A 23,737-nucleotide genomic window follows, 5' to 3' on the forward strand; every position below is an offset into this window, starting at 1 on the left:
AATGATAAAAACAAAAAGCGAACCAGAGGTTCGCTTTTTGAGTCATAGCCTGTCCTGTATCAGAACAGCTTAGTCTTGGGTGTCAGCGTCGACTATTTCGGCCCACAGATCGTGTTCATCTGAATGGGTGATGCGGGCACGAACCAACATACCGGGCTCAAGTTCAGTTTCACCATTGATAAACACCATGCCGTCGATTTCTGGTGCATCGGCGAAGCTGCGGCCAATGGCGCCTTCTTCGTCGACATCGTCAATCAGAATATCTAAAGTACGGCCAACGAAACGGGCTAAACGCTCGGCGCTGATCTCGGCTTGGAGTTCCATAAATCTGTGGTATCTGTCTTCTTTAACCTCTTCGCTGATAAGCTCAGCTATGGTGTTGGCGACAGCGCCATCGACTTCAGAATATTTAAAGCAACCTACGCGATCAAGACGTGCTTCTTTTAAGAAATCGAGCAGGATTTGGAAATCCTCTTCGGTTTCACCTGGGAAGCCGACGATGAAGGTCGAGCGGATCACTAGATCTGGACAAATTTCACGCCAGCGTTGAATCGCTTCTAACTGACGGTCAACACGGCCTGGACGCTTCATCATCTTCAGGATGCGCGGGCTAGCATGCTGCATTGGAATATCCAAATACGGCAGGATTAAACCTTCCGCCATTAGCGGGATCAAATCGTCAACCCATGGGTAGGGATAGATATAATGCAGACGCACCCAAGCGCCCATTTTACCCAGTTGGCGCGCTAGGCTAGTAATGTCTTGCTTGACTGGCATACCGTTCCAAAAATCGGTACGACCGCCTTTGTCTTTGCCGTAGGCCGAGGTGTCTTGGCTCACAACTAGAATTTCTTGTACGCCTGATTCCACTAAACGCTTAGCTTCATCTAAGATGCTGCCCGCTGGGCGGCTGTCGAGATCGCCACGTAGCGAAGGGATGATGCAGAAAGTACAACGGTTGTCGCAACCTTCTGAAATCTTTAAATAAGCGTAATGCTTAGGCGTTAACTTAACCCCAGTTTGTGGGATTAATGAGGTGAAAGGGTTGTGCTCTGGCTTAGGCACGTACTTGTGAACATGCTTCAACACCGCTTCGTAGCTGTGTGGGCCAGTGATTTCTAACACATCAGGGTGCACTTCGCGGATTTGGTTTTCTTTAGCGCCAAGGCAGCCAGTGACGATCACTTTGCCGTTTTCTTCTAAGGCTTCACGCACAGCATCCAGAGACTCTTCCACCGCAGCATCGATAAAGCCGCAGGTATTGACGATAACTAAGTCGGCATTGTCGTAGCTGTTAGTGACTTCGTAGCCGTCGATGCGTAACTGAGTCAGAATACGCTCTGAATCCACGAGGTTTTTTGGGCAGCCCAAAGACACGAAACCGATGCGATTCCCAGTGGCAACAGCATTAGTGCTTGCTGCTTCTAATGTTTTGACTGGGATATCAAGCGTGGTCGTTTGCTTGGGTTTAAAAGTTTCAACTGTCATGGTTTCTCGCTGAGGTATAAGCCGCCTTAAAAAAGTTGGCGGATTATACCTGAAGTGATTAAAAGGTACAGTAGCTTTGGCTGAAAAGTGTACAACTGGGGCGCTGAATATGCCAGTTAACCCTAAGGCCTATTTTGGGTGTGGATATAGGAAGACAAGCCAAAGATCCAAGGTCGAACTCATCTGGATAAAAAGCGCTAAACATTTTTCAGAAAAATTAACCCTTTTTAAAATTGGCCACGTTTATAGGGGCAAGAGACAATTTCTTGATGCTGTTACATATTGGCACAAGTATTGGCACTTTTTACTGATAGCCTAAGCGCTAAATAAGCGACACGGTCGTTTTAGCCGTCTCGTTTTGAATATGCGTTCTATTTGAAGTGGTTTAGGTATAAGCACATTATTTTGGAGTAAGTTATGAAAAATTCTCTTTTAGCGGTATTGGTGGCGGGTGGTCTTTTTTCTAGCGCGTTTATGGCGCCAGCAGTGATTGCCGCTGAGGTCGATTTCCCGCATATTGAAACCATGGGGGTCAGCCAAATCCAAGTCGAGCCCGATATGGCGGATGTGAATGTGGAAGTGGCCGTGACCGAAAAAACCGCTAAAGCCGCCAAAGATAATTCCGATGCCGCCGTGGCTAAGTTTATCGCCCGTCTCACCGCAGCGGGTGTGACTAAAGATCAGATCCAGAGCGCGAATTTAAATCTTCAACCGCAATATGTGTATGTGCAGGATAAAGCGCCAGAGCTGACGGGTTATACTGCCAGTCGCCAAATTACCGTGACGGTAACAGACTTAAGCCGCTTGAATGCTATTTTAGATTCTGCCTTAGAAGAGGGCATGAATCGGGTCAATAACATCGCCCTTAAGTCGAGCAAAGAAGCTGAATACGTCGCCAAAGCACGTCAAGCTGCGATTGTGGATGCCAAACAAAAAGCCGAATCTTTGGCTAAAGGCTTTGGTGAAAATCTCGGTAAGATTTGGCAGATCCGTTATTACGATCAACGCCCTGTGCAACCTGTCATGTTACGCATGAGTGCTAAAGCCGATGCCATGGGCGCCGCCGAGAGTTATCAATATGGTCAAGTGAGCATAGAAGATAGAGTTGAAGTGGTTTATAAACTGAAGTAAATCAGTCAGAGGCCTATGGTGATGGATGAAGCTCCTATTGAGATTCATCCATTTTTTTATGCCGTTTACAATCGTTTTATATTTTTGGAAATAGCATTCTTCACTCTATATGTGATGGATTTTATTAGGATGATGAACAGTAAAAACTGGCAAATTTAAGTATTTATCCTCACACTAGTAAGGTTAATGTTTAGGAGGCCGTTTATGGATTTTCCCGCTCGAATAAAGCAACAAACTTGCATGGATTGCTTAAGTGGTAAGTCATTAGGATTTGAAATTCGAATGGCATTTCAACCTATTATCCATTGGCCTAGTCGTGAGATTAGCGGTTATGAAGCTCTGGTCAGAGGCCCTGATGGTGAAGGGGCTGCGTGGGTGTTTGAGCGGATTAATGAAAATAATAAATACTATTTTGATCAGGCTTGCCGTGTTAAAGCGATAGAAACTGCTTCAAAGCTGGGACTCGATAAGATGCTCAGTATCAACTTTTTACCTAATGCCGTATATAACCCTGAGACCTGTATCCGCGCGACGATTGAAGCCGCCGACATGTATGGGTTTGATATTCACAAAATCATGTTCGAAGTGACAGAGGGCGAGCAAATTGTTGATCGGGCAAAATTAGTCCGTATCTTCGAGAGCTATGCTAAGCGTGGTTTTATCACGGCAATCGATGATTTTGGCAGTGGTTTTGCTGATTTAAGCTGGCTCGAAGCCCTACGCCCTCAAGTATTAAAACTTGATATGACCTTGATCCGTGATATCGATCTCGATAGAGAAAAGCAGTTAGCCGTGGATGAAATACTGCGTATTTGTTTAGAGCTTAATACAAGAGTTTTGGCCGAAGGCATTGAGACTGAAGCCGAACTTAATTATCTCGCTGGAATAGGGATTGAGTATTTTCAGGGGTATTATTTTGCCAAACCACAACTCGAATATTTGAGTTCCTATGAAGAGCTGAGCTTTCACGCCCCAAAGTAAATGGTTAGGTGGATTGATATCGTTGCACGATTAGAGTGATAACACGTGCAGAGACACGATGGATAATTCTTTGTTTCTGATATCGGCTAACTGATATATCATGCGCCACCTAAAATTGCCCTTGTTACCTATTCGCTACTATGTCTTCCAACGCGCTCTATACCGATTTATCCGGTTATTACGATTTAATGTGTTCCGATATCAACTACCAGCAACAGAGCGCGAGTATCCATCGTCTGCATCAGTTCCTCGGCAATAATGGTAAGCAACATCTTGATTTAGCCTGTGGCACTGGTCCACATGTGCGGCATTTTATCGACCTTGGTTATCAGTGCAGTGGCCTTGATATTAATCAGCCTATGCTAGACATGGCCATGCGTCGTTGCCCTGAAGCTCAGTTTAACCTCCAAGATATGACGGCTTTTTATTTAGAAGAGCGCGTCGATTTGATTACCTGTTTTTTATATTCCATCCATTACAGTGCTTGCATCGAACGCCTTAAAAGCTGTATCGCCAGTGTGCATAGCGCACTTAATGACGGTGGGCTGTTTTGTTTTAATACTGTCGATAAGCACAGAATCGATAACACAAGTTCGGTTAAGCATTTTGCCGAGTTTGATGGTAGTCATTTCGCCTTCGAATCCGGCTGGCATTACAGTGGGCAAGGTGAGAAACAGTCATTAAAGTTGAGTATTGCCAAAAGCAGTCAGCCGTTTGCTGATGTCTCGCCTTTACCTGTCTCTGATATGAAAGGCTTAGGCTCGCTGGAAGCTGGGTTACACGCCGCAGGTTTGCAAGAAGTGGGTTTACAAGAAGTCCACAGTATTGAGCAATGGCAAGACCAACATGCTATGGTCGCTACCAGCTTCACTGAGCTGCAGGAATTGTTAGCGCCCTATTTTGAAGTGCATGTTTTCGAACACGATTATGAAAGAATTGTCCCGTGGGATTTAGCATCAGGTAATGCGCTGTTTGTTTGTGTGAAGATTTGACCTTCTGTTGAAGGTTGGTAACAGAAGGTCTGCTCATAATGTCAGTGTGACTTGTTAAATCTCGCTTCTCTTTCAGTCTGTTTTTATGTAAACCCAAATGAAAGTAGTGGGCTTCATTCTTGATTTTTCATCAAGAGTCGACCAAAAGGGGAAAGTACCAGTTCCCCTTTTGGATATTCCTTGCCAAATAACGTCCATGTTTAACAATCAGTTCGTCATCCATAACTCTTGTTCATAACGCTGCCGCACAGTATTCCCGTTAAAGCTTGCTTTAATAAACTTGCTTTAATAAAGAAGTCGCACAATAGAAATGATAATAGAATTAATTGAATGTAATAAAGTTGTATGTTTATTTTATTGCCTATGAAATAGTTACAATTTCACAGGCAATAAATACATTAAGACAGAATTAGCACGGCTTTAGTGTAAGTATGAAAAAAGTTTCATGTGTTTTATAAAAATAGTTAACTCGAATTTAAAATATTAAAATAAATCTATAGTGTTGATAAGTATGGTTATTATTTTCATTATGTATTGATCTGAGTGTGGTTTTGCGAGGTTGGCATTATTTTTGTAGTGTCCTTAGTGTATTTAAATAATTAACTAGGAGTACTTTATGAAAAATCCCATTCTTACTTTAGCTGCCATTATTTCTTTAGCCTCTTTTAGTGCATATTCTCATGCTGATAACATGAGCAACAGTGATGCCGCAGAAAACGGAATCTATGTCGGCGCTAACTACGGTTATTTAAAAGTCGATGGCGATGATGATTTTGATGATAATAGTGATGTAATGCAGGGTCTTGTTGGTTATAAGTTTAATAAATACCTTGCTCTTGAAGGTAGTTACATTAACTTTGGTGATTATGGTAATGGTTTAGCCAATGCCGAAACCGATGGTTATACGGCAGCCCTTAAAGTCATGCTTCCCATTGCAGACCGAGTTGAGCTATATGCTAAAGGTGGTCAGTTATGGTATTCGACAGATTATGACGTCGTCGGTTTTTCTGGCAATGACGATGGTGAAGGTGTATTCGCCGGCGCCGGTGTGGCATTTAAAGTCACAGATCGATTTTTAATTAATGCTGAGTATACTTGGTATGATGCAGATATTAATGTCGATAGCGTCGCCAATGGCGGGAAAACAGATACAGACTTTAATCAAGCCAGTATCGGTGTTGAATATCGCTTCTAATTAGTAATTTGTAATATTTATAATTCAAGTAAAAATTATTAAGGCGTGACACTTTGAGTGTCACGCCTTTTTTACTTTGATTTTATTTTTATTGTAAAATTTATTTGGTTTCACTTATTTTAAATAAAGATCAAAGTCGTGGGGCTTCCCCCTTGGATGCTCGATGACCGAACTCATGCATTTTTTATTAAACTATTCGCCTGCGGCAACTCCGAGGGGACTTCTGTCGTCGCGGTGTTGGCCGTAATCGGATGTCCCATCTTTGTTTCTTTGTCTGTTATTGCGGCCTTACGGCCGAGGTGAATCAAAGTCGTGGAGTTTCACCCCACACCCGACCAAAAGGGGAAAAGCGCCTGTTCCCCTTTTGGAAATCCCCCGGCGTCCCTAGCGAAGTTACATGCATTGATTAGTGGCTTCGTGCTTATTCGAAAATAGCTAACGCTTCCGATGGGGCGTCCCTTCCCCCCGAAAGCTACGCAGACGTCCTGTCTGCGTCACGCGATTTTCTTCAACGCTCTTCAGCAACTTCGCAGGGAAAGGTGTATTCCTGCGAATTATGTGTTGTCTGTGAGTTCTTTAAAGAAAAAGAGATCGCCTGTCCCATCTTTTTAAAAGCATTCACGTAGCAACGTGTACTGATGTAGAAATACAAACGTTATATTGGAATAAAGTCGTATTTCCTAAGCTTAGGCTCAAGGATAGAAGTAAATATTTACATGGATTGAAATATGAAAGATGGAATAGTTGCATTTAAGCTTACCTCGAGCTTAATCATCACTCCCATACAAAGCTGTGTACGTTATGTAAAACCGCTTTTTTATGTAACTTGGATTGTGCGAAGTCTTTTAGATGCTAAAAAGTCGGCGATTAATATTTTCAATTTGGGCGCTTGAACATCTCTCACATATATTGAAACCCGCTTGGTTATTAATTCAGCAGGTTAGCCATTGCTAACGCCAAAAGTTATCAACAAGATGTCCCCTAAATTCAGACTTGCAAATAAGGAAGAACCTCACTATCTTGTGTCTTAGCGAAAAAAAAACACTATATATAGTGCTTTTTTGCTGATGGATAGCGACTAAGGTACATGTAACACTCGACATGTTAATGAACCTTAGTCACAAGGATGTATACCGCAAGGCGATTTACTTGGTTTACTTAGAAGGTTAACGGGATCCCGTTGTTGGTACTATAGGATATCGCTTTAGACTCAGCAACACCCTAAGCAAGTAATTCGCCTTACATTGAAAACTTTGTTTAGGAAAAATATATCATGACCCAAATTAATATGGCTCATTTGAGTGAACGTTCTACCTCTGGCGGCAAAATTAATTTTGCTGTTTTTGAAGCAAAACCAACTAGCGGTAATAATGCAGCTTTACTTCACCAACTTACACAGGCTGCAAGAGCCTCTGGTTTAAGAGTTGACCAATCTGCACTAGCGTATAAATTAGGTAGCCGAGTAATGTTTGAAGGTGATCCGAATTTGGTAAAATATCTTGCTAAAGGTTGGTACCCTCAATGGACGCATAGTATCTCAATCTAACTGGGATTATTAATGGTTTTTAACGAGCTATCCATTGTTAATTTTGCAAAGTGTATGCTTGTAAAAAGGCATACTGATTACTAGATGGGTTGGCGGGATTAAGCATTGGCATGTAAGTGACCGTTGACGGCATGGATGCCGTCGTCGAGCCCTCATGGATGAGTTTATGGCGTGTCACTGGAATGACAGTGCTTAATTATCAGCGGTGTATTGGTTAAGTTTGTGAATGACTTAAACAAAAAGGCGCCTAAGCGCCTTTTCTACTATTCAGTTATGGGTAAACCACCCAAAACCTCAGATTTGATTACAACTCTCTATTACACAATCAGATCATACTCATCTTTGAGTATCTTAATAATATCTGCCTTTGGATTCGCTGGCAGCGGAATCGCCGCGCCAGTCACTTTCTCGGCAACGCCGGTGTAAGTGCGTGACACTTGCATCATGGCCTCAAGTGGGAGGTCATTGTCGCGGGCGAGGGCTTCACGCTCTGGCATTCTGTCTTTGTTGAGCAGCACATCAGGATCGGGGAAATGATTTAGCAGGAATTGGCGGAAACCCTCTTTGGAGTTTTCCAAAATCTTGCCATCGCGGTAGGCGGCGCCGTCCCAAATACGTGATGAGTCTGGAGTGCCGACTTCATCCATGTAAATCAGTTTTGAATTGCCATCTTTATCGGTCACATAACCGAACTCAAATTTAGTGTCGACAAACACTTGATCAATGTCGGCCAGTGCTTTTGAAATCACTTTAAAGCCATCTTTTAACAGCTTCTCGTACAGGTCGATATCTTCTAACTTTTCAAAGCCAAAGGCTTGGTAGTTGGCTTGGATATCGCTGCGGCTGATGTTCACGTCATCTTGGGCTGGCACGCCTGGGATACCGGTTAAAATGCCCTTAGTCGATGGGGTGATTAACAGCTCAGGGAGCTTTTGATCTTTCTCTAAGCCTTCTGGCAGTGTGATGCCACAGAATACGCGCTCGCCCTTAGAGTAAGCGCGCCACATTGAGCCTGTGATGTACTGGCGGCAAATGGCTTCGACTTTAATGGGGCGGGCTTTTTGGACTATCCATACGAACGGGTGCGGGATATCCAAAATATGGCTGTCGGCTAGGCCGTTTTCGGCGAACAGTTTAAACCAGTGGTTAGAAATCGCGTTTAATGCCGCGCCTTTACCGGGAATGCCTTTGAGGCCACCTTCGCCGTGGAAGATGCAGTCGAAGGCCGAGATACGGTCGCTGATCACCATGATGGCGAGCGGGGTATCTTCGGGGACGTTATAACCCTTGGTTTTGATTAAACGGCGGCTGTCGGCATCGGTTAGCCAGTAAACGCTGCGAACCTTGCCGCTGTGGACTGGGCTGTCGGTGCGGATTGGCAAATCGTTATTCACGGCTAATACGGAATCAGCAAGACTCATGACGAGTATTCCTTAGGATAGAGAGTGTAGGGATAAGGTTTTTATAAGTGTCGGTTTGCAGATGGACTATGGCATTAGCAACAGCCAGATTCATTGCAACCGCTTTATTATTCGCGCTTGGCTTAGGGCGTAAAGCATTCAGCCAGTTTGCGGGATTTGATGTTAAATCTTGAACAGCAAAAGGGGTATTTTCGGGCGGTGTTTGAATTGTGTCAGCAGGAGATAATGCAAGGTAGGGAACAAACGCAGGGCAAGGTTGGCACCACAGTGAAAGTGGTCTGCGAAAGCGGGCTGGGCCCGTGCCATTTTGCTCGAAAATGCTAACCATTAATCCGAGAGAACCTTGTTCTAGACTGCCGCGAAAAAGTGGCGACATTCTACCTTTTTTGACAAAATTTGCCACGGCTATTTGCATCGCTCTTTGCACAGCCCTTTACACTGCTCTTTATATAGTTCTGTGGCTTGAATCTAGCGGGCATAAGGATTTGCAAGGGAATCACGCGCTAACACTCAGTGCTGAGCATGATGGAGGGCTGGTGTTCTGCGGACGAGCTAATGTTGAAGGGCTGTATTTTAGCGCGCTGATGTGCGAGCTTATGACGTAGCTGCAGCCGACAAGACCATCAAGCCAAATATCCAATGGAGGGAATATGAGCACCAGTCAGCATGTACATAATGATAATCAACGAGAGCTAGTATTAGAGCGGATTATCGATGCGCCGCCAGAAAAGCTGTTCCGCGCGTGGACCGAGCCAGAGCTCCTCAAAATTTGGTTTACGCCAAGGCCGTGGACTGTGGCTAGCGCGAGCTTAGATGTGCGTGCCGGTGGTTCAAATGTGATCGTGATGCGCAGCCCTGAGGGACAGGATTTCCCGAATCGTGGCGTGTATCTCGAGGTGGTTGAGAATGAGCGCATCGTATTTACCGATGCCTTTACTGAGGCTTGGGTGCCGTCCGATAAAGCCTTTATGACGGCAACCATTACGTTTGAACCTATAGATGGTAAGACCAAGTACACTGCGCGGGTGCTGCATTGGAATAGTGAAGATAGGCAGAATCATGAGGATATGGGGTTTTATCAGGGTTGGTCTAAGGCGACCGATCAGCTTGAGGAACTCGTCGCGAGCATTTAGCCAGTGAGTCTCAAGCCTCGTATCAGAGAGTAAACAATAAGCAGTATCTAGCCCAATTGCCCTGCATATTTTATTGCTGGGGATTGGGCAGGATTAGAGGTGTTATGTCGTCACAGAAAGAAGTACCACAGCTTGCGCCATCGCAACTCGCGCCATCGCAACTCGCGCAAAGCGCTGCTTTGCAGGGCAATAGTTTTTTATCAAAACAGTTCAATGGCTTGTCGGAATTAGCCCAAGATCTACAGGGCATCGAGTTTGAGGATTGCTGCTTTCAAGATTGCCATTTTAGCGAGAGCACTTTCCGTAAGTGCAAGTTTATCGATTGCCGCTTTGTGCGTTGCAACTTAAGTTTAGTGAAAGTGCCCCAGTGTCAGTTCAGCGGGGTGGAGTTTGAAGAATGTAAGTTAGTCGGTATCGATTGGACCCGCGCCGCGTGGTCGCGTTTATCCTTTGCCGCGCCCTTTTCCTTTAAGCAATCCATCTTAAATGATTGCTCATTTTTAGGTTTGTCCCTCGATGAAATCATCATCGAAGAGTGCAAGGCCCACGATGTCGATTTTCGCGAGGGCAGTTTTAATCAAGCCAATTTCACCTACACGGATTTTAGTCATAGTCTGTTTGGCCGAACTCAATTATTGGAGGCGGATTTCAGCGAGGCATCCAATTACGATATCGACATTTTTAACAATAAAATCAAAGGTGCTAAGTTTAGCCGCGACGAAGCGATTCGGCTGCTCAACTGCCTCGATATAGAATTAATGGATTAAGGATTGTGGTAGGTTTTTACTCAGCTTTTTACTCAGCATAGTGATGCTCATCCCACGAGTATTATCGCAATTTACTGAAATATCTGTTTATTTTTGAAGCCGCCATTTGTCCCATCTGGCGGCTTTTTCTGTCCGTTTTTTAAGACCTATTGATCTTATTCACGTATTTCAAGGTCAGTCCTAGGTTTTAGTTGCGGTAGATCACACCGAGCTTCCCCATGTGGTTTACCACAATACCCACCTACCTCTTTCGGGATAACAATCTCTGTGGATGAGCAGTGTATTCAGCGTATGCCGTGTATTTTGAAGATATGGTGGCGCTGTTTTAACGCTTTATAACTAAAAAAGTAATCAAATCAGTGAGCAAACCTCTGCTCGATGGCGTCCAATGTGGCGACTGACGGGTGGGATGAGCGTGATGGAGGTAACCATGATTGAGCTTAATAGGCGAACCTTTTTAAAGGGAGCAGGAGCGAGCAGCGCCACGTGTGCGCTGGCCAGTCTGCTGCCGGGCAGCTTAGCGGCATTAGAGAATAAGCAGCTAAAGGGCATGGGCAAAGACATTGCCAGTATTTGTGAAATGTGTTCGACTCGCTGCCCGATTTCGGCGCGGGTGATTGAAGGCAAAAACGTCTTCATTAGTGGCAATAAGGCCGCTAAATCCTTTGGCGGTAAAGTGTGTGCCCGTGGCGGCGCAGGCCATAGTTTATTGTACGATCCACAGCGTATCGTTAAACCGTTAAAGCGGGTCGGTGAGCGCGGCGAAGGCAAATGGGCTGAGATTAGTTGGGATGAGGCTTATAAATTAATCGCTGAAAACCTCAATAAAATCAAAAAAGAACATGGCCCAGAAGCCGTGGCATTCTCGTCAAAATCTGGCTCACAAGAAAAGCATTTGTTTCACCTTGCGACCGCCTTTGGTAGTCCAAATACCTTTACCCACGCGTCGACTTGCCCAGGTGGTTATGAAATTGCCGCTAAGGCTATTTTTGGCACTAAGGTCAAACGTGATTTAAGTAATTCTAAATACATCATTAACTTCGGCCATAACCTGTACGAAGGCATCAATATGTCCGAAACCCGCGGCATGATGGCGGCGCAAATGGACAAAGGTGCCAAGCTGGTGGTGTTCGAGCCAAGATTCTCCATTGTGGCCGACAAGGCCGATGAATGGTATGCCATTCGCCCCGGTACCGATGTGGCCGTCGCCTTGGCGTTATGCCATGTATTGATTGAAGATAATCTTTACGACAAGGCATTTGTCGCGCGTTATGTGGAAGGTTTCGAAGCCTTTGCCGCCGAAGTGAAAGCCTATACCCCTGAATGGGCTGAAACCATCTCCGATGTGCCTGCCAAAGACATTCGTCGTATCGCCCACGAATATGCCGCTAAAGCGCCCCATGCCGTGGTCGATTTTGGTCACAGAGCCACCTTTACCACCGAAGAGTTTGAGATGCGCCGCGCCCTTTACGCCGCCAACGTCTTGATTGGTAATATTGAGCGTAAGGGTGGGATTTATATCGGCCAGAAACCCGGTGATTACAACAAGCTTGCCGGTGAAGCGGTTGCGCCCGTATTGGCAAAACCTGGCGTGAAAGACATGCCAAAACCAGCAGCGAAACGTATCGATCAGGTGGAAGAGCAGTACGCCATGATGTGGACATCGGGCGGCGTTTACCAAACCATTCTCGATGCCACGTTAAGCGCTGTTCCTTACCAGTTACACGGCTGGGTGATGTCACGCACTAACCCAATGCAAACCATGACAGACAGAGCGCGCGTTGTTGAAGCGATGAAAAAGCTCGACTTTATCGCCGTGTGTGATGTGTATATCAGCGAAACCGCCGCCTATGCGGACGTGATTTTACCTGAATCGACTTATCTTGAACGTGATGAAGAAATTGCTGATAAGTCAGGTAAAAATCCGGCCTATTATGTGCGCCAACGGGTCGTTGAAACCTTAGGTGATACTAAGCCTTCTTGGCAGATCTTTAAGGATGTGGGTGTGGCTATGGGCCTTGGCGAGTTCTATCCATGGGAAAACATGGAAACCCTGCAAATGCTGCAGGTGAACCGCGACACTGACCTGCTGCGCCGGATCAAAGACGAAGGTTTCGTGAGCTTCGGTAAGCCAATTATGTTGTGCGAGCCTAAGATGGTTGCCGAGTTTATTAAGGCATACCCCAATGCGCGACCTGCCGATGAAGACGGCACTTACGCCAGTGCACTGACCTTTAAAACCCCGAGTGGCAAAATTGAACTTACTTCCGCGAAAGTCGAAGCCATGGCACCGGGCCGTGGGGTGATCAAGTTCCGCGAAGTGAATCTTAAAAAAGCAGATGAGCTGTACTTTATCCAAGGCAAAGTGGCGGTGCACACCAATGGCGCCACCCACAATGTGCCTATGCTCGCTAACCTGATGTCGGATAACGCTGTGTGGGTTCACCCTGTTACTGCGGGTAAGTTAGGGATCAGCAATGGCGACCCAATCCGCCTCACCAGCAGTGTAGGCACCGAAGAAGGCCACGCCTTAGTCACGCCGGGTATTCGCCAAGATACTGTGTTTGCTTACATGGGCTTTGGTTCTAAAAACAAAGAGTTGGTCAGAGCAACGGGCAAAGGTATCCACTGCGGTAACTTACTGCCGCACGTTACTGCTCCTGTGTGTGGCATGACAGTGCACACCACGGGCGTCACGCTGGCAAAGCGCTAATCGGAGGCTTAAATGAATAAACGATATGTAATGGTGCACGACGAGAATAAGTGCATCGGCTGCCAAGCTTGTAACGTGGCGTGTCGCAGTGAAAATGGTGTACCCGAAGGCGTAACTCGTCTGCAAGTGCGTGTGGAAGGCCCCTTTGGTGAGATGCCCAATCTGCATTTCAAATATCACAGGGTATCTTGCCAGCAATGTGAAGATGCACCCTGCGTTAAGGTGTGCCCAACAGGCGCGGCCTATGTGGGTGAAGACGGCATTATCTCTATCCATACCGAGAAGTGTGTCGGCTGTATGTACTGTGTGGCAGCGTGCCCTTATAAAGTGCGCTTTATGAACCCAGAAACCAAGGCGGCGGATAAGTGTAACTTCTGTAAGGATACGCGTTTAGCACGGGGCGAAGAGCCAGCGTGTGTGACTGTGTGTCCAACCGATGCCTTAGTGTTTGGTGATGCCAATGATCCACGCAGTGAAGTGGCCATCATGCTCAACACTAAAATCACTTACCAAGATAAAACCCATTTAGGCACTAAACCTAGGGTATATCGCGTTCCTACCAAAAGAGGGGGGATTTGATTATGAACAATACTTGGGGCGACATGGCGCAATATGATCCTGTCACTTGGCACTGGGTCATCGCCGTTTACCTGTTTATGGCGGGGTTATCCGCGGGCAGTTTACTGATTGGCATTGGTTTACGCTGGGCGAATAAGGAACTCAGCGCGGGAGCTGAAAGCAGCATTCTTAAGGCGGCAGCCATTATTGGGCCTGTAGCAATTAGCTTAGGTCTAGCTTGCTTAGTGTTTGACTTAACCAAACCATTCCACTTTTGGCTGATCTTAATTCACTATAACTTCCAGTCTGTGATGGCAATCGGGGTGCTGGCGCTGCTGGCGTATTCTCCCTTAGCTTTTGCGTACGCCATTATTGTGCTGCGGGATGACTTACCAAAATGGGGTTTGGGTTTCCTAACACCTATCGCTAAGTTACTTATGCCATTTCGAAAGCTGATTGAAGTATTGTTGTTTGTCCTCGCCATTGGCGTAGGGGCTTACACTGGCTTCTTAATTTCGGCGATGAATGCCTATCCTATGCTCAACACTGCGGTACTGCCTGCGCTGTTTTTAGTGTCAGGTCTATCGGCGGGCGCTGCGGCAAATGCGGTACTGGCGTTGCTGATGTTTAAGACTGACAGCCACGACAAAACTTTAGTGAAGATGCACGGTTTAGAATTGCCTGTGATGGCGATTGAAATCCTGTTCCTGTTCATGTTGTTCTGCGCCTTGTACTTCAAGGGCGGCGCGGCGGCTGCGGCCTTAGCATCGTTAACTTCTGGGCTATGGGCAAGCGTGTTCTGGATAGGTGTTGTCGGTATCGGCTTTGGTATTCCATTGCTGTTTATGCTGTTACCCGCCGCGACTCGCCACACTAAGGGCGCGATGATCATGGTGGCTTGTGCGAGCTTAACGGGCGTACTCGCCTTAAGACACTTTATTGTGTACGCAGGGCAAAGCTATTTAAGCTGAGTGTAAGCTGGCTTTACATATTGATAGATAAAGAAAAAGCACTGGCAATGTCAGTGCTTTTTTATTGTTTGAATCGTGAGAAGGTTTGCCAGTATAAGCAGGACGCTTATTGGGGTAATAACTCGATAACCGACTTCACCGTTAGCACTAAGGCGCTGATACTGCACAGGACTAACGTCGCCATCTTTGTCTTCTCTTTATCGACACGGCCCACTAATCGTCCTGCGACTAAGTAACCTAAAATCACTGAGGGAAGCAGCATCAACGACAGCCACAGATGTTTTAATTCTAATAAGCCAGTGATCGCTAAAATGATCAATGCAATCATGGAGCTAAAAATGAAGAAGGCCGACAGCGCTGCGCGAAACTGCGAGGCATCTTTGCCTGCCAACAAAATCGCCATCGGCGGGCCACCAATCGCGGCGATATTGCCGAAGATCCCTGAAACCACGCCCGCACCGAAGAGGGTTTTCTTATTCACTGGCAGGCTGAATTTATACAGGCTGAGGATCACTGCGACAGTCACAATGGCGGCGATGGATAAACCCAGTATGGGTTGAGGCGCAAACAGCAACAGGCTCGCGCCGATAAAACCGCCGGGCACGCGACCTAGGAGCGCATATTGCAAGCCATTGAATTCTAAGTGACCGCGTTCACGCACTAAGGTCAGCAGGGCGATGGAGAAACCCATAGCAATAACAGGCGCAGGTACAAGTTGTGGATCGACGATATACAGCAAAGGACTGGCGACAACCGCAAGCCCAAACCCAATCAGACTTTGGGTTAAGGCGCCCAGAAACACGACCAGCGAGGCTAAGGCGAGTGTCTGTGGATCTATCATAGAAAACATAGGATTTCCTATATCCCAAACCACCTCAAGATAGTGAAATTTAAAGTTTGAAGTCGCTTGGGTATAAACAAAAAGGGATCGTTAACGATCCCTATTGATGAGCACTGTGATATGACTTTGAAAGCGACGAGTCGCTATTCCATGTCTTCCCACTCGATTCCCATTTGATCCATCAACAACTTGGCTTCGGCGGGAATGCTGTCTGGGTTATCTTTTGACAGATCTTCATCGTTGGGCAATGGCTGGCCAGTGTAGGCGTGCAAAAATGCCTCACACAACAGCTCGCTGTTGGTGGCGTGACGCAAATTATTGACCTGACGACGAGTACGTTCGTCCGTGAGGACCTTAAGCACTTTGAGCGGAATAGACACAGTAATTTTTTTTACTTGTTCATTCTTCTTGCCATGTTCAGCATAGGGGCTGATGTATTCCCCATTCCATTCAGTCATTGACTCACCTGTTATAACGCTAAATTCGGGGCAGATTTTAAACCCTTACAAAGAACAGTCAAATTATTGCTACTATTTCTTTGTGATTGCAAACAGATTTCTTTATGTTCAGACGTCTAAACGTCTTCACGCCTATTGACGATGGCGTTGGGCTTAGGTACATTTAGACGTCCAGACATCTCTATCAGTCTATCGAATTTAGGAGTCCACCCATGGCAGAGCGTCAATTAGCCACACTGGCAGTGCGTCAGGGTATCGAAAGCGATACTCAATATGGCGCAGTTGTGCCACCGATTTATTTGTCGACTAATTACGCCTTCGATGGTCATAAAAATCCCCGCGAATTCGATTACAGTCGTTCAGGCAACCCAACGCGCTGCATTTTAGGCGAAGCATTAGCGCAATTAGAAAAGGGTGCCACTGGCATAGTGACGTGCACTGGCATGGCGGCCATCACCTTAGTGACTACTTTGCTCGGCCCCGATGACCTATTAGTTGTGCCCCATGATTGCTATGGTGGTTCCTACCGTTTATTTACCAACTTGGCGAAGAAAGGCCAGTTTAAGCTCATTGTGGTCGACCAAACCGACAGCCAAGCGTTAGCCGCCTCCATTGCGCAGAATCCTAAGATGGTGTGGCTCGAAACCCCATCGAACCCGTTATTGCGTGTGGTGGATATCGAAGCTATTGCTAAGGCGAGCCATGAGGTCGGCGCGCTGGTGGTGGTCGATAACACCTTTTTATCGCCGATATTGCAACAACCCCTATTGTTAGGCGCGGATATCGTTATCCACTCCACCACTAAATATATCAATGGTCACAGCGATGTGGTCGGCGGCGCAGTGGTCGCCAAAGACGCGCAAATCGGCGAAAGCTTACATTGGTGGTCGAACACTCTAGGCTTAACGGGGTCAGCCTTCGACAGTTATCTGACCCTGCGCGGCCTGCGTACCTTAGCGGTGCGTATTCGCGAGCATCAAACCAATGCCCAGCGTATTATTGAGGTATTAACGCAAAGCCCTGTGGTGAGTAAAGTCTATTACCCAGGGCTTGCGGATCACCCAGGCCACGCCATTGCGGCCAAGCAACAACAGGGCTTTGGCGCTATGCTGAGTTTTGAACTCAAAGGCGGTGAGGCCGAAGTCGTGGCCTTTTTAGGTGCACTCAGCTTATTTAGCGTGGCGGAAAGTTTAGGTGGCGTTGAAAGTTTAGTGGCCGTGCCCGCCACTATGACCCACAGAGCCATGGAGCCGCAGGCGCGTTTTGAGGCAGGCATTAAAGACACCTTATTGCGTCTATCGGTGGGTATTGAAGATGCCGCCGATTTAGTTGCAGATATTCAAGCAGGATTAGCCGCCGTTGCGGCTTGTCAGTAGAGGAATAATAGATGGCACGTTGTCACTTACATAAATTTGGTGGCTCCAGTTTAGCGGATGCCGATTGTTATCGCCGAGTCGCCCATATCCTGTTAACCCACGGTCATAGTGATGATCTCGTGGTGGTCTCTGCGGCGGGTAAAAGCACGAATTTCCTGTATAAATTATTAGCGCTGCGTGATGCGGGTCAGCTATGGCAAGAAGAATTACAAGTGCTGATCAGCTACCAACAGGGGTTGATTGAGCAGTTGTTGTCGAATGAACAAGCCCGCGATCTGCGTGAGCGTTTGGCCACTGATAAAGCGCAACTCATCAGCTTGTTGTCCTTAGATGAGCGCAATGAATACCAAATCAATCATGTGGTGAGCTTTGGCGAACGTTGGTCGGCACGTTTAATGGCGGCGCTACTGCGCGAATCTGGCGTGGCGGCAAGCCATGTGGATGCCTGTTCAATTTTAGTGGCCGATGAAGCCGCTGTGCCACAAATTCGGGTACAGGAATCCCGCGCTAAAGTACAAGCCCTATTAGCTGCGCATCCCAATGAACGCTTAGTGATCACAGGATTTATCTGCGCTAACGAGCGTGGCGATACCTTGTTACTTGGTCGTAATGGTTCAGATTTTAGTGCCAGCCTGATTGCTAGCCTTGCCGATATCGAGCGCGTGACCATTTGGACCGATGTGGAAGGGGTGTTCAACGCCGATCCTAATAAGATCAACGATGCCAAGTTACTGAAAAGCATGTCACTTGCCGAAGCCGATCGCCTAGCGCGTTTAGGCTCGCCAGTATTGCATTCGCGCACTTTGCAGCCGTTATTCAATACCGAAGTGAGCTTAGCGGTGCGTTCAAGTTATGCGTCCCACACCGACTTTACCTTAATCGCGCCCCACAGTTCGTCGGCGAGCGCACCTGTGGTGACTAACCTTAATGCTGTTGTGCTGTTCGGCTTTAAACTCACGGGTGAATTAACTCGTTTATTAGATCTATTGATCGCCGCGGGTTTAACGCCATTGGCCCATTGGACCTCTGCCCATCAAAGGGTTGAACTTGCCTATACCGCTGAGAATCAAAAACAAGTTCAAAGATTACTCGATGCCGAGGCAGAAGCATTAGGGATTAGTGATCAGCAGATCAATACAGATTTTGGTTTAGTCGCATTAGTAAGTGCCGACGCCGAACATTATCGTCGCAGTTTCGCCCGTTTACTGAGTCGTGATGCTAAACCTTTGTTTAGTGGTGACTTAAGTTTAGTGACGCTGGTGCCTCAGTCACAGGTGAATTTGTTAACGCAAAAGGTCCACCGTCGCTGCGCTGGGCCGCGTAAACGCATTGGTGTCTTGCTACTCGGTGTGGGCAACATAGGTGAGGCATGGATTGATCTGTTTAAGTCGGTTTCACCCTCATTGGACCATGAACTCGAAGCCAGTGTTGAGTTAGTCGGTTTAGTCAGTTCGAGTAAAGCCTTGATTAAATCCACAGGTATTAATCTTGCCGCGTGGCAGACTGAGTTTAATACCGATGCTACGCCTTGGCAGTACGAGCACTTGTTCGAGCAATTAGAGCAAGTTAACTGCGATGAGCTGGTGGCCTTAGATATCAGTGCCAGCGCTAGTTTGACGCTGCAATATCCAGAACTGTTCGAGCGTGGCATCCATGTGGTGAGCGCGAATAAACTTGCGGGCTCGGGTCCACTGCCTTTCTATCGAGAGTTAAAGCAGCAACTGGGTAATCGTCGTTTGTTTTGGCGCTATAACGCCAGCTGTGGCGCTGGTTTACCTATCCAACATGCGCTAAATGATCTGCGTAACAGCGGTGATAGCGTTGAAGCGGTGGGCGGGATTTTCTCCGGCACCTTGTGTTGGTTGTTTGAGAAATACGATACTAGTAAGCCATTTTCAGAATTAGTGATTGAAGCCAGAGGCTTAGGTATTACTGAACCCGATCCCCGCGACGATCTCTCCGGCCGTGATATGCAGCGTAAACTGCTTATCTTAGCCCGTGAGATTGGCCTTGAAATCGAGCTTGAAGATATTGAGCTGCGCTCACTCGTACCAGCCGCTTTGGCGGATATTCCCTTAGATCAATTTCTCACCCGCATTGCCGAGTTAGATGCCGATCTGCTGCAACAGTATGGTGCGGCGGCGGAGCAAAATAAGGTGCTCAGATATGTGGCATCCTTAGACAACAGCGGCCCAGAGCTCAAGGCCGAAGTGGGTTTACAGTGGATCGATACTCATCACCCTTACGCCAATTTAACCCCTGGTGATAATGTGTTTGTGATCCGCAGTGTCTTCTACCAAGGTAATCCGCTGATCATCCGTGGACCGGGCGCCGGACGCGAAGTGACAGCGGCGGCGGTGCAGTCGGATCTGACCCAGATCTGTCGCGATCTGCTGCAGGAATAACGCGGTATCAAGCCTCTTAAAGGACTCATTCGAGTCCTTTTTTATTGGCTAGAATAAATCTATCGAATTAACCGAGATTAAATGCGGTTTATGGGTATTTTTGGGCTTGACTTACATCTCAGTTTCTCTAGTATATGGACATATAGACGTCCAAACGTCCATTTGAACTAATTCATACTAGCAAAGAGTAGCGCCAAGGGCGGTTGAGGAAATACACATGGCTTTTCATCACGCACAACATTCACAATCGCTGAACCAGAGTTTGTCTGAGCTTAATGGCGATATTAATGTTTCTTTTGAGTTTTTCCCGCCATCGACCCCCGAAATGGAACAGATCCTGTGGAACTCTATCCGTCGTTTAGAGCCGCTGAATCCTAAGTTTGTGTCTGTGACTTACGGTGCTAACTCAGGTGTTCGCGACCGCACCCATGGCGTGATTGAACGTATCCAACAGGAAACCGACCTCGTTGCCGCGCCGCACTTAACCTTAGTGGATGCAAGCGATGAAGAGTTATTAGAACTGGCCAAACATTACTGGAAATCGGGCATTCGTGACATAGTGGCACTGCGGGGTGATTTACCTGCGGGCAGCCCAAAGCCAACCCGTTTTGCGGTCGATTTAGTGCGTTTACTGCGCTCTGTGGCTGACTTTGATATTTCCGTTGCGGCCTATCCAGAAGTGCATCCCGATGCGAGTAATGCACAGGCGGATTTGATCAACCTTAAGCGCAAGATTGATGCGGGCGCTAGCCGTGCCATTACCCAATTTTTCTTCGATGTGGAATCTTACCTGCGTTTTCGTGATCGCTGCGTTGCCGCCGGTATCGACGTTGAAATTGTGCCGGGCATTTTACCTGTGACTAACTTTACCCAGCTAAAACGTTTTGCTGGCATGACCAATGTGTCGTTACCGAATTGGTTACATAAGCAATTCGACGGCCTAGAAAACGATGCGGGTACACGCCAATTGGTGGGGGCAAACGTGGCCATCGACATGGTGAAAGTACTGTCCCGCGAAGGCGTGAAGGATTTCCATTTCTACACCTTAAATCGCGCCGAATTGACCTATGCGATTTGCCACACTTTAGGCGTGCGTCCTAAATAAAACCTTATAAAATAAGCTAATAAAAACGCCGCAGAGAATGCGGCGTTTTGTTTTGTTTAAATTCTAAATTGAGCTAATAAAGTTGTTAAACGGGCTGCGAGTTGGGCAAGTTCATCGCCAGCGCGTGCAGTTTGTACCGCACTATCTGTCGCATTGGTCGCAATATCATTGATGTTATTAACATTTTTATTAATTTCTGCCGAAACCGCACATTGCTCATTTGCAGCGCTGGCGATCTGGATATTCATCTGGCTAATGGTGGAAACCGCATGGGTAATGGCTTCGAGTGCTTCACCCGCTTGGTGAACTTGGGATACACAGCTTTGGGTGGTACGGGTGCTGGTTTCCATCGCATTGACTGTGGACTTAGCTTTATGCTGAAGCGCTTCGATCATCTGCTGAATTTCCGTTGTAGATGCTTGAGTACGACTCGCCAGAGTGCGTACTTCATCGGCAACGACCGCAAATCCTCGACCTTGTTCTCCCGCCCTTGCGGCTTCAATTGCCGCATTGAGTGCGAGTAAATTAGTTTGGTCGGCAATATTACGGATAACCACAAGCACAGAATCGATTTCAGCGGTATTACGCTCTAATTCATTGATTTCACTCGCTGCTGTGGCTATTTCCTCGGCCAGTATGGCGATAGTGGTTACCACTTTTTGTACAACCAATTTGCCTTGTTCGGTTGAGTCATTGGCATGATTGGCGGCATCGGCCGCATCGGTCGCGTTATGGGCAACTTCTTGTACCGTTGCGGCCATTTCATTCATTGCGGTGGCAACTTGCTCGGTTTCGAGGTGCTGACGACTCGCCATCTTCTGGGTTTCCCGCGTAATGCTCGACATTTCTTCCGCAGAGGTGGCGAGCAGGCTTGTTGAGTCGGCGACGTGGGAAACTGTATTGTGGATTTTTTCTACAAAGCGGTTGAATGCCATTGATAATTCAGCAATTTCATCCTTACCTTTTACCGCGATTCGGCGGGTTAAATCGCCTTCACCTTCAGCGATATCATTCATGGCTTGGGTGGTTTCAGCGATAGGGCGAGTAATGCCTTTGGCAATAAACCAAGCAATGGCAGTTCCAATGACCAGAGCCACTAAACCGATAAGGATCAACTTAAGGCGAATATCCGCTATCGCTTGTTCTGAATGGGTTCTATCCATCGCAATATCGAGTACGCCAAACACGTTTCCTGAATAATCTTTTATGGCGTTGCGATACAGGGCGTAGGTTTTGTTATTTAAGGAAATAGTGCGTATGACTTCATGGCCTTGCATGACGTTATTGAGTTCATCTGCCGCTTGGGTATCAGGCGTGAATGTCGCGCCAAATAACTTATATCCTGAACCATCTGGCAAGATGAGGGCAATTTCTGCTTGATAGGCTTGTTTAAAATTATCAAAAAAGGGTTGACCGAAGGACATGCCAAACTCAACTGATCCTGTGTGTTGCCCGTTGTAACTCATTGGAACTAAACCACGAATACCTAATCCTTCCACTCCATATTCCAAGCCATAAAGAGGGCGCTTTTGGCTATTTGTTTCAACTATGGTCTTGCGTATGCTGGTGAGATCATCGCCAAATTTTTCGGGACGATGCAAACGTAGAAAAGAAGTGGCTGGTGGCCTATGAAATTGGAATTGCTGAACCGCAAAATCGCGCTTAAGTTGGGTGAATATAGGTAAGGTACGGGTGGTGAGTTCATCACGCTCGCCTGTTGCAAAGGTGCTTTGAACTTCTGGTGTGAGTGAGATGATGGTTGCCATTGCTTCGGCTAACTTGCCCGATGAGGCTATCTCGGCAACAGCGGTTTCATAGATCTTATGGAGTTCTCTTTGCTCGGATTCTGCAACTTGGCGACTGAATTCAGAGAGAACGAGCGGCATGATAAAGCTCATTACTGTTAACAGTAATAGACAGATCCCAATAACGATCCTCGTACTAATTTTTAGATTTATCAAAACAGCCTCCAATTCATGTGCAAATCAACTCAATTTATCCGTTTGATATTATAGAGATACAACTTGATAAGATTTGAGAGGGCGCGAACCTTTTTACGTTATTTATTCCCTCTTACGCTCGTTTCGTGCCCTTGGACACAGATCTATTTTGGGCCTAAATATTTACTTAGCCTGCTAACTAAGTATAATGCTTAGCACGCTAACTAAGTGGGTGAGCAAGATGCAAAAAGAATTAGAGCGACTTAAAGAGTTATCGCTGGCGGAGCATTTAGGCCGTCTGCATCGACTGTGGCGTACCGTGGCCGATGTCGAGCTGGCACCTTTAGGATTAACTCATCCCCGTTGGACTGCCCTATGGAAACTGCTGCGTTTAGGCGACAGTGTTAGCCAAAAAGTGTTGGCCGATGCCTTAGAAATTGAATTGGCTTCGCTAATGCGCACCTTAGGGCAATTAGAAGAGCAAGGTTTAGTCGAGCGTCATTGTTGTGACAAAGATAAGCGGGCAAGGATTGTGAGCCTGACGCCAGCGGGATTAGATGTTTTAAAGCAAATGGAAGCGCGGATTATTCAAGTGCGCCGTGAGTTATTAGGCGGGATCAGTGCCGAAGAGTTGAGCGAATTTGAACGCATTATTAGCCTGATCAGCGACAACGCCAGCGCCAAATTAACCAAGGTTACAGACACCCTTTTGTGAG

General features: G+C 46.7%; 20 protein-coding genes. 14 read left to right on the forward strand and 6 right to left on the reverse strand.

Annotated features, from left to right (window positions below; genetic code table 11):
* Nucleotides 1-69: 69 nt before the first annotated feature.
* Nucleotides 70-1,488 carry a 30S ribosomal protein S12 methylthiotransferase RimO gene (gene rimO, locus L5M10_RS11375; protein WP_263176093.1) on the reverse strand — a complete coding sequence of 473 codons (1,419 nt, stop codon included), beginning with the start codon at nucleotides 1,486-1,488 and terminating at the stop codon, nucleotides 70-72.
* A 417-nt stretch (nucleotides 1,489-1,905) separates the two neighbouring features.
* On the opposite strand from rimO, the gene L5M10_RS11380 reads away from it, so the two are divergent.
* From L5M10_RS11380 to L5M10_RS11400, 5 genes are all read left to right on the forward strand, one after another.
* On the forward strand, nucleotides 1,906-2,619 hold the full coding sequence (locus L5M10_RS11380) for an oxidative stress defense protein (RefSeq protein ID WP_263255282.1): 714 nt from the start codon (nucleotides 1,906-1,908) through the stop codon (nucleotides 2,617-2,619).
* A 204-nt stretch (nucleotides 2,620-2,823) separates the two neighbouring features.
* Nucleotides 2,824-3,600, forward strand: coding sequence for an EAL domain-containing protein (locus tag L5M10_RS11385; protein ID WP_113940061.1), 777 nt, complete (start codon nucleotides 2,824-2,826; stop codon nucleotides 3,598-3,600).
* 140 nt (nucleotides 3,601-3,740) lie between these two features.
* A complete protein-coding gene (locus tag L5M10_RS11390; RefSeq protein ID WP_173496462.1) occupies nucleotides 3,741-4,592 on the forward strand; it encodes a class I SAM-dependent DNA methyltransferase in 852 nt (283 codons plus the stop codon).
* A gap of 616 nt (nucleotides 4,593-5,208) precedes the next feature.
* Nucleotides 5,209-5,787 carry a porin family protein gene (locus L5M10_RS11395; RefSeq protein ID WP_105251308.1) on the forward strand — a complete coding sequence of 193 codons (579 nt, stop codon included), beginning with the start codon at nucleotides 5,209-5,211 and terminating at the stop codon, nucleotides 5,785-5,787.
* Nucleotides 5,788-7,060: 1,273 nt separating this feature from the next.
* Nucleotides 7,061-7,333 carry a hypothetical protein gene (locus L5M10_RS11400; RefSeq protein ID WP_012586691.1) on the forward strand — a complete coding sequence of 91 codons (273 nt, stop codon included), beginning with the start codon at nucleotides 7,061-7,063 and terminating at the stop codon, nucleotides 7,331-7,333.
* A 317-nt stretch (nucleotides 7,334-7,650) separates the two neighbouring features.
* Here L5M10_RS11400 and L5M10_RS11405 read toward each other — a convergent pair whose 3' ends face one another.
* Nucleotides 7,651-8,754, reverse strand: coding sequence for a phosphoribosylaminoimidazolesuccinocarboxamide synthase (locus L5M10_RS11405; RefSeq protein WP_173496464.1), 1,104 nt, complete (start codon nucleotides 8,752-8,754; stop codon nucleotides 7,651-7,653).
* Nucleotides 8,741-9,169, reverse strand: coding sequence for a hypothetical protein (locus tag L5M10_RS11410; RefSeq protein WP_317629579.1), 429 nt, complete (start codon nucleotides 9,167-9,169; stop codon nucleotides 8,741-8,743). The genes L5M10_RS11405 and L5M10_RS11410 overlap by 14 nt, the downstream gene beginning before the upstream one ends.
* Before the next feature lie 235 nt (nucleotides 9,170-9,404).
* Between L5M10_RS11410 and L5M10_RS11415 the strand changes: the two genes are divergently transcribed.
* From L5M10_RS11415 to nrfD, 5 genes are all read left to right on the forward strand, one after another.
* Nucleotides 9,405-9,887 (forward strand): SRPBCC family protein, encoded by a 483-nt coding sequence (locus L5M10_RS11415; protein WP_168825637.1) that lies wholly within the window; start codon nucleotides 9,405-9,407, stop codon nucleotides 9,885-9,887.
* A gap of 104 nt (nucleotides 9,888-9,991) precedes the next feature.
* Nucleotides 9,992-10,654 (forward strand): pentapeptide repeat-containing protein, encoded by a 663-nt coding sequence (locus tag L5M10_RS11420; RefSeq protein WP_263255283.1) that lies wholly within the window; start codon nucleotides 9,992-9,994, stop codon nucleotides 10,652-10,654.
* A 430-nt stretch (nucleotides 10,655-11,084) separates the two neighbouring features.
* Nucleotides 11,085-13,367 carry a thiosulfate reductase PhsA gene (gene phsA, locus L5M10_RS11425; protein WP_105251315.1) on the forward strand — a complete coding sequence of 761 codons (2,283 nt, stop codon included), beginning with the start codon at nucleotides 11,085-11,087 and terminating at the stop codon, nucleotides 13,365-13,367.
* Nucleotides 13,368-13,379: 12 nt separating this feature from the next.
* Entirely contained in the window at nucleotides 13,380-13,946 is a 567-nt protein-coding gene (locus L5M10_RS11430; protein ID WP_105251316.1) for a 4Fe-4S dicluster domain-containing protein, read from the forward strand.
* A 2-nt stretch (nucleotides 13,947-13,948) separates the two neighbouring features.
* Nucleotides 13,949-14,896: an NrfD/PsrC family molybdoenzyme membrane anchor subunit gene (gene nrfD, locus L5M10_RS11435; protein WP_105251317.1), complete on the forward strand. Its 948-nt coding sequence runs from the start codon at nucleotides 13,949-13,951 to the stop codon at nucleotides 14,894-14,896.
* 106 nt (nucleotides 14,897-15,002) lie between these two features.
* Here the strand turns inward: nrfD and L5M10_RS11440 are convergent, their stop codons facing one another.
* Nucleotides 15,003-15,746: a sulfite exporter TauE/SafE family protein gene (locus L5M10_RS11440; RefSeq protein WP_113940051.1), complete on the reverse strand. Its 744-nt coding sequence runs from the start codon at nucleotides 15,744-15,746 to the stop codon at nucleotides 15,003-15,005.
* Nucleotides 15,747-15,880: 134 nt separating this feature from the next.
* On the reverse strand, nucleotides 15,881-16,195 hold the full coding sequence (gene metJ, locus L5M10_RS11445) for a met regulon transcriptional regulator MetJ (RefSeq protein WP_105251319.1): 315 nt from the start codon (nucleotides 16,193-16,195) through the stop codon (nucleotides 15,881-15,883).
* A gap of 212 nt (nucleotides 16,196-16,407) precedes the next feature.
* Here metJ and metB point away from each other — a divergent pair, with 212 nt between their 5' ends.
* The 3 genes from metB to metF all read left to right on the forward strand — a co-directional run bounded on the left by metB (nucleotide 16,408) and on the right by metF (nucleotide 21,081).
* On the forward strand, nucleotides 16,408-17,571 hold the full coding sequence (metB, locus tag L5M10_RS11450) for a cystathionine gamma-synthase (protein ID WP_263237147.1): 1,164 nt from the start codon (nucleotides 16,408-16,410) through the stop codon (nucleotides 17,569-17,571).
* An 11-nt stretch (nucleotides 17,572-17,582) separates the two neighbouring features.
* Nucleotides 17,583-19,976 (forward strand): bifunctional aspartate kinase/homoserine dehydrogenase II, encoded by a 2,394-nt coding sequence (locus L5M10_RS11455; RefSeq protein ID WP_263255284.1) that lies wholly within the window; start codon nucleotides 17,583-17,585, stop codon nucleotides 19,974-19,976.
* Between the two features lie 217 nt (nucleotides 19,977-20,193).
* Nucleotides 20,194-21,081, forward strand: coding sequence for a methylenetetrahydrofolate reductase (gene metF / locus L5M10_RS11460; RefSeq protein WP_012088154.1), 888 nt, complete (start codon nucleotides 20,194-20,196; stop codon nucleotides 21,079-21,081).
* A gap of 56 nt (nucleotides 21,082-21,137) precedes the next feature.
* On the opposite strand, the gene L5M10_RS11465 is transcribed toward metF, so the two are convergent.
* Entirely contained in the window at nucleotides 21,138-23,039 is a 1,902-nt protein-coding gene (locus tag L5M10_RS11465) for a methyl-accepting chemotaxis protein (protein WP_263255290.1), read from the reverse strand.
* A gap of 223 nt (nucleotides 23,040-23,262) precedes the next feature.
* Here L5M10_RS11465 and slyA point away from each other — a divergent pair, with 223 nt between their 5' ends.
* On the forward strand, nucleotides 23,263-23,736 hold the full coding sequence (gene slyA, locus L5M10_RS11470; protein ID WP_105251323.1) for a transcriptional regulator SlyA: 474 nt from the start codon (nucleotides 23,263-23,265) through the stop codon (nucleotides 23,734-23,736).
* The last annotated feature ends 1 nt before the right edge of the window (nucleotide 23,737 follow it).

Origin of the sequence: Shewanella sp. SM32, assembly GCF_025654235.1 — a bacterium.
Taxonomy (GTDB): Bacteria; Pseudomonadota; Gammaproteobacteria; order Enterobacterales; family Shewanellaceae; genus Shewanella; species Shewanella oncorhynchi.

What these genes read in the sequence shown, in the direction of transcription:
- rimO (WP_263176093.1), bottom strand. Translation starts at nt 1,488, where the DNA reads ATGACAGTTGAAACTTTTAAACCCAAGCAAACGACCACGCTTGATATC.
- L5M10_RS11380 (WP_263255282.1), top strand. Translation starts at nt 1,906, where the DNA reads ATGAAAAATTCTCTTTTAGCGGTATTGGTGGCGGGTGGTCTTTTTTCT.
- L5M10_RS11385 (WP_113940061.1), top strand. Translation starts at nt 2,824, where the DNA reads ATGGATTTTCCCGCTCGAATAAAGCAACAAACTTGCATGGATTGCTTA.
- L5M10_RS11390 (WP_173496462.1), top strand. Translation starts at nt 3,741, where the DNA reads ATGTCTTCCAACGCGCTCTATACCGATTTATCCGGTTATTACGATTTA.
- L5M10_RS11395 (WP_105251308.1), top strand. Translation starts at nt 5,209, where the DNA reads ATGAAAAATCCCATTCTTACTTTAGCTGCCATTATTTCTTTAGCCTCT.
- L5M10_RS11400 (WP_012586691.1), top strand. Translation starts at nt 7,061, where the DNA reads ATGACCCAAATTAATATGGCTCATTTGAGTGAACGTTCTACCTCTGGC.
- L5M10_RS11405 (WP_173496464.1), bottom strand. Translation starts at nt 8,754, where the DNA reads ATGAGTCTTGCTGATTCCGTATTAGCCGTGAATAACGATTTGCCAATC.
- L5M10_RS11410 (WP_317629579.1), bottom strand. Translation starts at nt 9,169, where the DNA reads ATGCAAATAGCCGTGGCAAATTTTGTCAAAAAAGGTAGAATGTCGCCA.
- L5M10_RS11415 (WP_168825637.1), top strand. Translation starts at nt 9,405, where the DNA reads ATGAGCACCAGTCAGCATGTACATAATGATAATCAACGAGAGCTAGTA.
- L5M10_RS11420 (WP_263255283.1), top strand. Translation starts at nt 9,992, where the DNA reads ATGTCGTCACAGAAAGAAGTACCACAGCTTGCGCCATCGCAACTCGCG.
- phsA (WP_105251315.1), top strand. Translation starts at nt 11,085, where the DNA reads ATGATTGAGCTTAATAGGCGAACCTTTTTAAAGGGAGCAGGAGCGAGC.
- L5M10_RS11430 (WP_105251316.1), top strand. Translation starts at nt 13,380, where the DNA reads ATGAATAAACGATATGTAATGGTGCACGACGAGAATAAGTGCATCGGC.
- nrfD (WP_105251317.1), top strand. Translation starts at nt 13,949, where the DNA reads ATGAACAATACTTGGGGCGACATGGCGCAATATGATCCTGTCACTTGG.
- L5M10_RS11440 (WP_113940051.1), bottom strand. Translation starts at nt 15,746, where the DNA reads ATGTTTTCTATGATAGATCCACAGACACTCGCCTTAGCCTCGCTGGTC.
- metJ (WP_105251319.1), bottom strand. Translation starts at nt 16,195, where the DNA reads ATGACTGAATGGAATGGGGAATACATCAGCCCCTATGCTGAACATGGC.
- metB (WP_263237147.1), top strand. Translation starts at nt 16,408, where the DNA reads ATGGCAGAGCGTCAATTAGCCACACTGGCAGTGCGTCAGGGTATCGAA.
- L5M10_RS11455 (WP_263255284.1), top strand. Translation starts at nt 17,583, where the DNA reads ATGGCACGTTGTCACTTACATAAATTTGGTGGCTCCAGTTTAGCGGAT.
- metF (WP_012088154.1), top strand. Translation starts at nt 20,194, where the DNA reads ATGGCTTTTCATCACGCACAACATTCACAATCGCTGAACCAGAGTTTG.
- slyA (WP_105251323.1), top strand. Translation starts at nt 23,263, where the DNA reads ATGCAAAAAGAATTAGAGCGACTTAAAGAGTTATCGCTGGCGGAGCAT.